This is a genomic window from Microvirga sp. GN3, assembly GCF_055792825.1.
The window spans coordinates 1-8,568 of record NZ_JBVVAK010000243.1 but is presented as its reverse complement, the minus strand read 5'-3'; the positions used below and the strand labels follow the sequence as shown (position 1 = coordinate 8,568).

Sequence of the window (8,568 nt, the reverse complement as noted above, 5' to 3'; positions counted from 1 at the left end):
GAAAGTCTCTTGCGACGCACGGCCGGTCCATCTGGGTCATGATCCACCTCCTGTTCTCAGAAGGGAATCGCACTTCAGACCGGACCGAAACCTCTTGAATCTACCTTTCAGTCCGATGCTCTAGGTTGGCGCCATCCTGGAGACTGGCTCGCAGACCAACAGACAAGGTGCGGCTGCCCGGCTTCGAGCTCTATGCCCCCGTCGTCTCGGTCGATCGTCTGAAAAGCAATGGGCGTACAGTGAACCGCAGGCCGATTGATCGTTCACACTGGGTCGCTGATCGGAGGACCGGCGACAGAGAAACTATTGCATGCCATCCCCATCCCTATTTGTCTTCAGAGCGGTATCGAGGCATTGGAGTAACGTTTGTTCGTCGAACGGCTTGCTCAGGAGACAAACCGCTCCAGCTTTCAGCAGTCGCGGCCGAATGCTCTCCTCGAGGACGGCCGTGATGAATATTATTGGCATGTGCTGATCTTGGGCGATCAAGGCGTGTTGCAGCTCGATTCCACTCATGCCCGCCATTTGAACATCCGTGATCAGGCACGCCGTATTGTTCACGTACGCAGACTGCAAGAAGTCTTCAGCGGATGCGAACAGGTGAACGATCATTCCAATCGAGCTCAGAAGGCTCTTCATCGCGATCCGAACGGATTCGTCATCATCGATGACCGAAATGATTGGAGCTTTTGACAAGTGGCCCGTCCTCCTGTTGTGAGGAATGGAAAAAATCTCTGAGTACGAGGCCACCGTAAGTGCCAAGAGTATGAAGCGAATATACTCCAATGATATCATACTTAGGTTTTATAAGCGCGATGGCTTCATGCGGATCGCCAGAGTCTCAGTCGTTCCCGCCAGTTCCGCCAACTCAGCCGTCACTTTGTACGTCTTGGTCGGAGCTTGAATGGCAGGTCAGGTCTAGCGTGGGAGCCCGATGAGTCATTCAAACCGCAAGCCCTGGGTCACGACAAAATCTCCTGGTGTGGAGGCAAGGAGCTGAAACACAGCGCCAGGGGTAAGTTGGCCGAAGCCCAAAGCCGTCTGCCGTGAGCTTCGACAATCGAACGGCAGATCGGCAGTCCCATGCCAATGCCACTAGGCTTAGCGGTGTAGAAGGCGTTGAATAGGTGGGACAGGCAGGCTAGATCCAGTCCCGGCCCAGAATCATGCCCAGCCACAAATACGCCGTGCGCGGCATCCCCGATCGTGCTGACCAGAAGGGTCCGGGTTCCAGCAAGGGCGCCGCTCATGGCTTTGATAGCATTCATGACCAGGGTTAGGATTACCCGTTGCAGCTGGACACAGTCTCCCCGTACGAGCGGCGGGCCGGGCGTGAGCCGCGTCTGCGGCGAGACGCCGTTCCGAACCAGTTCGTTATGGGCCAGGGCAAGAGTTTCGAGAATGGTGCCGGTAAGGTCGACCAGGTCATTGCGCCGCGGGACCTTCTTAATGAGGGCACGGAGCCGACTGGAGACTTCGCTGGCGCGATTGCCGTCCTTGGTGATGTGGTCGAGGGCCTGCCGGACCTTCTCCAGATCAGATGGTTGAGCGCCAAGGCAGCGCGAAGCGCGTGTGCGTGGGTATCGGGCAGCAATCGGCAGATCGACCTCATGGGCGATTGAGGCCGCCTGTTGCCCCACCGTCGTGACGTGGTTGACATGCGCCAGCTCCATCTGTGTTTCGCGTAGGGTCTCCCGATCGGCCTCATGGAAGAGACCCAGCACAGATCGCCCAGTCAGCTTGCCAACAGTGTAGCCGAGCTGCACAGCGCCAAAGGGACTGATGGACAGGATGGTGCCGGGCACATCGGTGATGAAGTATTGTCGGATTGTTCTCGAATACGACCCGCCATGGCTCCTCGCTGTTCATCGAGCGGGTATTCGTCATCTCAGCGTGGGCTCCCTCGCGCTGTCTCCGTGCCCGTGGACCTACTGTGAGGATAAGTGGCCTCTGAGCACCTCGGCCATTTTCACCAGATCGGCCAGCGAACGTGCGCCCATTTTCCGCATGACTTGGCCACGGTGGATTTTGACGGTGATTTCGCTGATCCCCAGCTCCCCCGCAATTTGCTTGTTCATCAGGCCGGCGGCGACCAGGGCCATCACCTCGCGCTCGCGCTGAGTCAAGGTCTCGAAACAGGCCCGCAGGTCCGACAGCTGGTTCGCGGCCCGTCGCTGCTGACGATTACGCTCGAGCGCCATGGCGACCGCGTCCAGCATGTCCTGATCGCGAAACGGCTTGGCGAGGAAATCGACGGCTCCGGCCTTCATGGCTTTCACCGACATGGGGATGTCACCATGGCCCGTTATAAAGATGATGGGAATGTGAATATTGGCTTTGGCCAGCTCCGCCTGAAGGTCGAGGCCGCTTAGTCCTGGCAACCTGACGTCAAGCACCAGACAACTTTCCACGTCCGGAAACGTGCTGCGCAGCAGTTCGGCGGCGGAACTGAACATCTCGACCTTGTACCCGACGGAGCGGAACAGGCTTCTGAGTGCCTCGCGCAGGGATTCATCATCTTCGACGATAAAAATGACCGGCTCTACGGCCGCCGGCGGCGGCGGAGCTGGACGATGTATCATGAGATCCTTCTCCCGCTACCAGATGATAGCAGCTGAAATTAGCACTCAAGGAGGGATTGCTAAAGGAAGCTCGAACGGTTTGAGATTGCGCAAGTACGCGAGCGTGCGGCAGGTGGCCGGCTGGTGACCGAGTGGCTCAAAGCCAAGCCTCGCGCGAAGCTAGCGAGTAGCCACGCTTAGCCCGAAGGCTGCGGCGCTGCACCAAACCGTTTCACCGAGCAGCGGCAGGTCTTAGGCTCTGCCGTGTCAAGGGGCAGTATGCATCTCGAACGACTTTGTCGCATCAAGCAAGTAAAGGCCATTTTGGGTGTGCGCCGTGACAAGGCAGCGCACACCCGATGCAGACCTTCCGGCCCTCCGCTTCGGGCCATGGAGCTACCTTTCCGCCGACCTCGTCGGATCAATGAGCAGAGTCTCGACGATACAGACACCACCTGTGGGTTCGTACACGAGACGTCACGCGAAATCTGGTGGCGGTTGCTGCCGAATGCCGGAAATTTTCCTGGCAGGAGAAGCGCTGGCTTCAATAGATTGAGAGGCTTTTCCCTCGATCCTTGCTATCGAATGAAGGGCGGTTCTCCTGGCCGACAGCGTGCTGGGGCGTCCTTAGGATTGACGGCCTCACCGCGCATGCAACGAGCCGACCGACTGATGGCGTACTTCTGCGAGAAGTTGAGGCACACTCGAATATAAAGGTCAATTTTTGCAGCTACTTGGCGGACGGGCTGCGGCATCCTTTGGTAGCATCGACAGTAGCTGTGTGGCAAAATGACCGATCAAGCTCGCTCTGGTCAGCTTACGCGGACGATGGGTGCGGGGGCATGGTGACGCAGTCGGTCCGCCAGCGGCCCCAGACGTGAGGGCGGAGTGCGGCACATGAATCTGAGCTTTCGGTTCGGCACTGAAGGGGAGAGCAACGTCCAGGTCCTGGGCCAGGACGACGAACGTGTCCTCGGTCGGGGCTGGCTCCTCGACCCCAACGGCCAGCGGAAGGCTGTGCTGGTCGTGCTACCCACCGCCGAGCACCTGACGCCCTCGAGCCTTGATCGCCTCGCCCACGAATACGAATTGAAGGATGAACTGGACGATGCATGGGCCGCACGGCCGCTGGAGCTTGTGTGCGAAGGCGGCCGCACCATGCTGGTGCTCGAGGATCCGGGCGGTGAGCCGCTCGACCAGTTGCTCGGCGCGCCCATGGAGTTGGGACGCTTCGTGCGCGTCGCCATCGGCATCGCCATAGCTCTGGGCAAGCTCCATCAGCGCGGCCTCGTCCACATGGACCTCAAGCCGGCTCACATCCTGGTGAGCGGCGGGGAGGGCCAGGTACGGCTCACCGGGTTCGGCCTCGCCTCGCGCCTGCCGCGCCAACGGCTGGCGCCCGAGCCGCCCGAAACGATTGCCGGCACCCTCGCCTACATGGCGCCCGAGCAGACCGGACGGATGAACCGGTCGATCGACGCCCGCAGCGACCTCTACGCCCTCGGCGTCATCTTCTACCAGATGCTCACCGGCATTCTACCGTTTGCGGCGTCCGATCCGATGGGATGGGTGCACTGCCATATAGCAAGACAACCGGTGTCGCCCGCCGAGCGACTGAAGGGCACCCCCGAGCCTCTGTCCGCTATCGTGATGAAGCTGCTCGCCAAGATCGCCGAGGAGCGCTACCAGACCGCTGCCGGCCTCGCGCACGACCTGCGGCGCTGCCTAGCCGCATGGGACACGCAGGGCCGCATCGACGCGTTCCCGCTGGGGACGCAAGACCTGCCGGACCGGCTGCTGATCCCGGAGAAATTGTACGGGCGCGAGCGCGAGATTGAGACCCTGCTCGCCGCCTTCGATCACGTCGTCCAGGGTGGCGTCCCAGAGCTGGTGCTGGTGTCCGGCTATTCCGGCATTGGCAAGTCCTCCGTGGTCCACGAACTGCACAAAGTGCTGGTGCCTTCTCGCGGGCTGTTTGCATCGGGCAAGTTCGATCAGCACAAGCGCGACATCCCCTATGCGACACTCGCGCAAGCCTTCCAGAGCCTGATCCGGGGCCTTCTGGCGAAGAGCGAGACCGAACTGGCCGGCTGGCGCGACGCTCTTCGCGAGGCGCTGGGCCCGAACGGCCAGCTCATGGTCGACCTCGTCCCCGAGCTGAAGCTCATCATCGGTGAGCAGCCTCCGGTCCCGCCGCTTGAACCGCAGCAAGTGCACGGCCGCTTCCAGCTGGTGTTCCGGCGCTTCATCGGCGTCTTCGCCCGACCGGAACATCCACTGGCACTCTTCCTTGACGACCTGCAGTGGCTCGACACGGCCACGCTCGATCTGTTGGAGGATCTGATGATCCGCTCGGATCTGCAGCACCTCATGCTGATCGGCGCCTATCGCGACAACGAAGTCACTGCTGGCCATCCGTTGAGGCGAAAATTGGACAGCATCAAGAGCGCCGGCGGGACGGTAGCAGAGATCACAGTGGCGCCGCTCGCCCGAGAGCATCTCGGGCAGTTGATGGCGGACGCTCTCCGCTGCCAGCCGGAGCGCGCCGCGCCGCTGGCGCGATTGGTGCACGAGAAGACGGGTGGCAATCCGTTCTTCGCCATTCAGTTCCTGTCTTCGCTTGCCGAAGAGGGAATGCTCACCTTCGATCATGATGCGACGCGCTGGTGCTGGGATCTCGAGCGCATTCATGCCAAGGGATACAGTGACAACGTCGTGGACCTGATGGTCGGCAAGCTCACCCGCTTACCGGCCGAAACGCGGAAGGCGCTGCAGCAGCTGGCGTGTCTTGGAAACATCACCGAGCTCACGACACTTTCGATTGTTTTCGAGACTTCGGAGGAGCAGATCCATGTGGCTCTGTGGCCGGCCGTTCGTCAGGAATTGGTCGAGCGCCTAACGGGCGCCTACCGGTTCGTCCACGATCGCATACAAGAGGCCGCCTATTCGCTGATCCCGGAGGAGCTGCGTGGCGAGGCGCACCTTCGAATCGGGAGACTGCTTGCGACACACATACCTCCTGAGAAGCGGGAGGAGGCGATCTTCGACATCGTCAACCACCTCAACCGCGGGGCGGCCTTGGTCACCTCGCGCGATGAGTGCGAGCAGCTGGCCGAGCTGAACCTGCTCGCGGGCCAGCGCGCCAAGGATTCGACCGCCCATGCCGCGGCGCTGACCTATTTCACCGCCGGTGCGGCGCTCTTGCCGGAGGACGCCCCGGAGCGCCGGCCCGAACTCGCCTTCGCGCTCGAGCTCCACCGGGCAGAATGCGAGTTCCTTACCGGCAAGCTCGCCGAAGCGGAGGAGCGGTTTGCTGAACTTGCAGACCGCGCCACCAGCCTCCCCGATCTGGCCGCTATTACGCGGCTGCAGGTGGAGCTGTTCACGACCCTCGGCCGGAGCGACAGCGCCGTCGAGGTCACCCTCGACTACCTGCGCCGCGTCGGTATCGCTTGGTCGGCGCATCCGACAAAGGAGGAGGTCAGGCAGGAATACGCGCGGATGTGGCGGCAGCTCGGTGAGCGCCCGATCGAGGCGCTGCTCGACTTGCCGCGGATGGCCGATCCGGTCGCGTGCGAGACGATGAACGTCCTCACCGCGGTGGTGCCGGCGGCTAGGCACACCGACGAGAACCTGCGCTCGCTCGTCATCGGCCGCATAGCGAACCTCAGCCTGGAGCACGGCAACAGCGACGCGTCGTGCCATGCCTATGCCATGCTTGGCACCGTGCTGGGGCCGGAATTCGGCGATTACAAGGCAGGATTCCGCTTCGGCCAGCTCGGCCTCAATCTGGTGGAGCAGCGCGGGCTGCGGCGCTTCGAAGCCCGCGTCTCCGTGTCCTTCGGCGCCGTCATCAATCCATGGACGAGGCATGTCCAGACCGGCCGGCAATGGGTGCGGCGGGCCTTCGATATAGCCAACAGGCTCGGCGACCTCACCTTTGCCGCCTATAGCCGCAACAACCTGATCACCAACCTCCTCGCCGCCGGCGATCCTCTCGACGAGGTGCAGCACGAGGCTGAGGCCGGGCTCGATTTCGCGCGCCGAGCGCGGTTCGGTCTTGTCATCGTCTTCATCACCACACAGCTCCAGTTGGTCCGGACTCTCCGTGGTCTGACCCCGGTGTTCGGTCGCTTCGACGACTCCGGGTTCGACGAGGGCCGGTTCGAGCGGCGCCTGGAGGCAGACCCGGGCCTGTCGATCGCCGCCTGCTGGTACTGGATCCGCAAGCTGCAGGCGCGCTTCTTCGCGGGTGCCTACGCTTCTGGCCTCGAAGCGACATCAAAGGCACAACGGTTGCTCTGGACGATGCCGGCCCATCTCGAGTGGGCGGAGTTCCATTTCTACGCCGCCCTGGTGCGGGCCGCGCTCTGCGACGCGGCCAGCGCCGCGGAGCGTAGCCGCCATCTCGAGGCCTTGGCCACCCACCACCGCCAGCTCCAGGAGTGGACCGAAAACTGCCCGGAAAACTTCGCAAACCGCGCCGCGCTGGTCGGCGCTGAGATTGCCCGCATTGAGGGCCGTGAGCTCGACGCCGAGCGTCTCTACGAGCAGGCAATCCGCTCGGCCCGAGGCAGCGGCTTCGTTCACAACGAGGCGATTGCCTATGAGCGCGCTTCCGCCTTCTACCGGGCGCGCGGGTTCGACCAGATTGACGCGCTCTACCTGCGGAACGCCCGTCACTGCTACCTGCGTTGGGGCGCCGAAGGCAAGGTGCGTCAGCTCGACGAGCTCTATCCGTATCTCAGGGAGGACGAGCCAGCACCCGGTCCGGCGAGGACGATCGGAGCGCCGGTCGAGCATCTCGACCTTGCGACCGTGATTAAGGTGTCGCAAGCCATCTCGGGCGAGATCGTTCTCGAAAAGCTGATCGACACAGTCCTGCGCACGGCCATTGAGCAGGCGGGGGCCACGCGCGGCCTGTTGATCCTGGCGCGTGGGACCGAGCCGCGGATCGCAGCGGAGGCCACGACCCGCGGCGACACGGTCGTTGTGCAACTATGCGACGGGACTGTGACTGCGACCATACTGCCAGAGTCGGTCCTGCACTACGTTTTGCGCACCCGGGAAAGCGTGATCCTCGACGATGCGTTGGCCGAGAGCCCGTTTGCCGCCGATCCGTACATCCGTGAGCGCCAAGCTCGTTCCATTCTCTGCCTGCCCTTAATTAACCAGGCCAAACTCATTGGCGTGCTCTACCTTGAGAACAACCTGGCTCTCCGGGTCTTCGTGCCGGCGCGGATCGCGGTGCTGAAGCTGCTCGCCTCGCAGGCTGCCATCTCACTGGAGAATACCGGCCTATACCGCGATCTCGCCGAACGCGAAGCGAGGATCCGACGCTTGGTCGAGGCCAACATTATCGGAATCTTCATCTTTGCTCTCGACGGCCGGATCCTCGAGGCCAATGACGCCTTTCTCCGGATCGTGGGCTATGATCGTGAGGATCTCGCAACGGGCCGCGTCCGCTGGACCGACCTGACCCCACCGGAATGGCTCGAACGCGATGCACGACAATGGGTGCCAGAGCTGGAGAGGACCGGAATCTTACCCCCGTTTGAGAAGGAGTACTTCCGCAAGGACGGCAGCCGCGTGCCCGTGCTCATCGGCGTGGCACTTTTCAAAGAAGGTGGAGACCAAGGTGTTACTTTCGTGCTCGACTTGGCTGAGCGCAAGCGGAGTGAGGAGGAACTGCGGCGCAGCGAGGCCTATTTAGCGGAAGCGGAGGCGCTGAGTAAAAGCGGCAGTTGGGCCTGGAACCCCGCCACGAAGGAGATCAAGCACTGGTCGCAGGAACGCTACCGCTTGTTTGGCTTCGATCCGGAAGCAGGGATGCCATCCTTCGAGGCGCTTCTCCAGCGGATTCATCCGGAGGATCGGGCACGGTGGCTCGCAAACGCAGACAGGGCAGTTCGGATCCGGGGAGATGCCGAAACAGATTTCCGGATCGTTCTTCCGGACGGCGAGATCAAGCACCTTCACGGTATAGGCCATCCCGTTTTCAGCGAAG

At 62.2% G+C, this 8,568-nt stretch carries 4 protein-coding genes; 1 reads left to right on the top strand and 3 read right to left on the bottom strand.

The window, feature by feature from the left end; translation table 11 throughout:
* Positions 1–303: 303 nt before the first annotated feature.
* The 3 genes from ACS5Q1_RS44900 to ACS5Q1_RS44890 all read right to left on the bottom strand — a co-directional run bounded on the left by ACS5Q1_RS44900 (position 304) and on the right by ACS5Q1_RS44890 (position 2,582).
* Positions 304–639 carry a response regulator transcription factor gene (locus ACS5Q1_RS44900; RefSeq protein WP_473104288.1) on the bottom strand — a complete coding sequence of 112 codons (336 nt, stop codon included), beginning with the start codon at positions 637–639 and terminating at the stop codon, positions 304–306.
* A gap of 323 nt (positions 640–962) precedes the next feature.
* Positions 963–1,805, bottom strand: coding sequence for a sensor histidine kinase (locus tag ACS5Q1_RS44895; protein ID WP_473104287.1), 843 nt, complete (start codon positions 1,803–1,805; stop codon positions 963–965).
* A 123-nt stretch (positions 1,806–1,928) separates the two neighbouring features.
* Positions 1,929–2,582: a response regulator transcription factor gene (locus ACS5Q1_RS44890; RefSeq protein WP_473104286.1), complete on the bottom strand. Its 654-nt coding sequence runs from the start codon at positions 2,580–2,582 to the stop codon at positions 1,929–1,931.
* 876 nt (positions 2,583–3,458) lie between these two features.
* Between ACS5Q1_RS44890 and ACS5Q1_RS44885 the strand changes: the two genes are divergently transcribed.
* The coding region (locus ACS5Q1_RS44885) for an ATP-binding protein (protein WP_473104285.1) at positions 3,459–8,568 on the top strand (5,110 nt) is incomplete at its 3' end.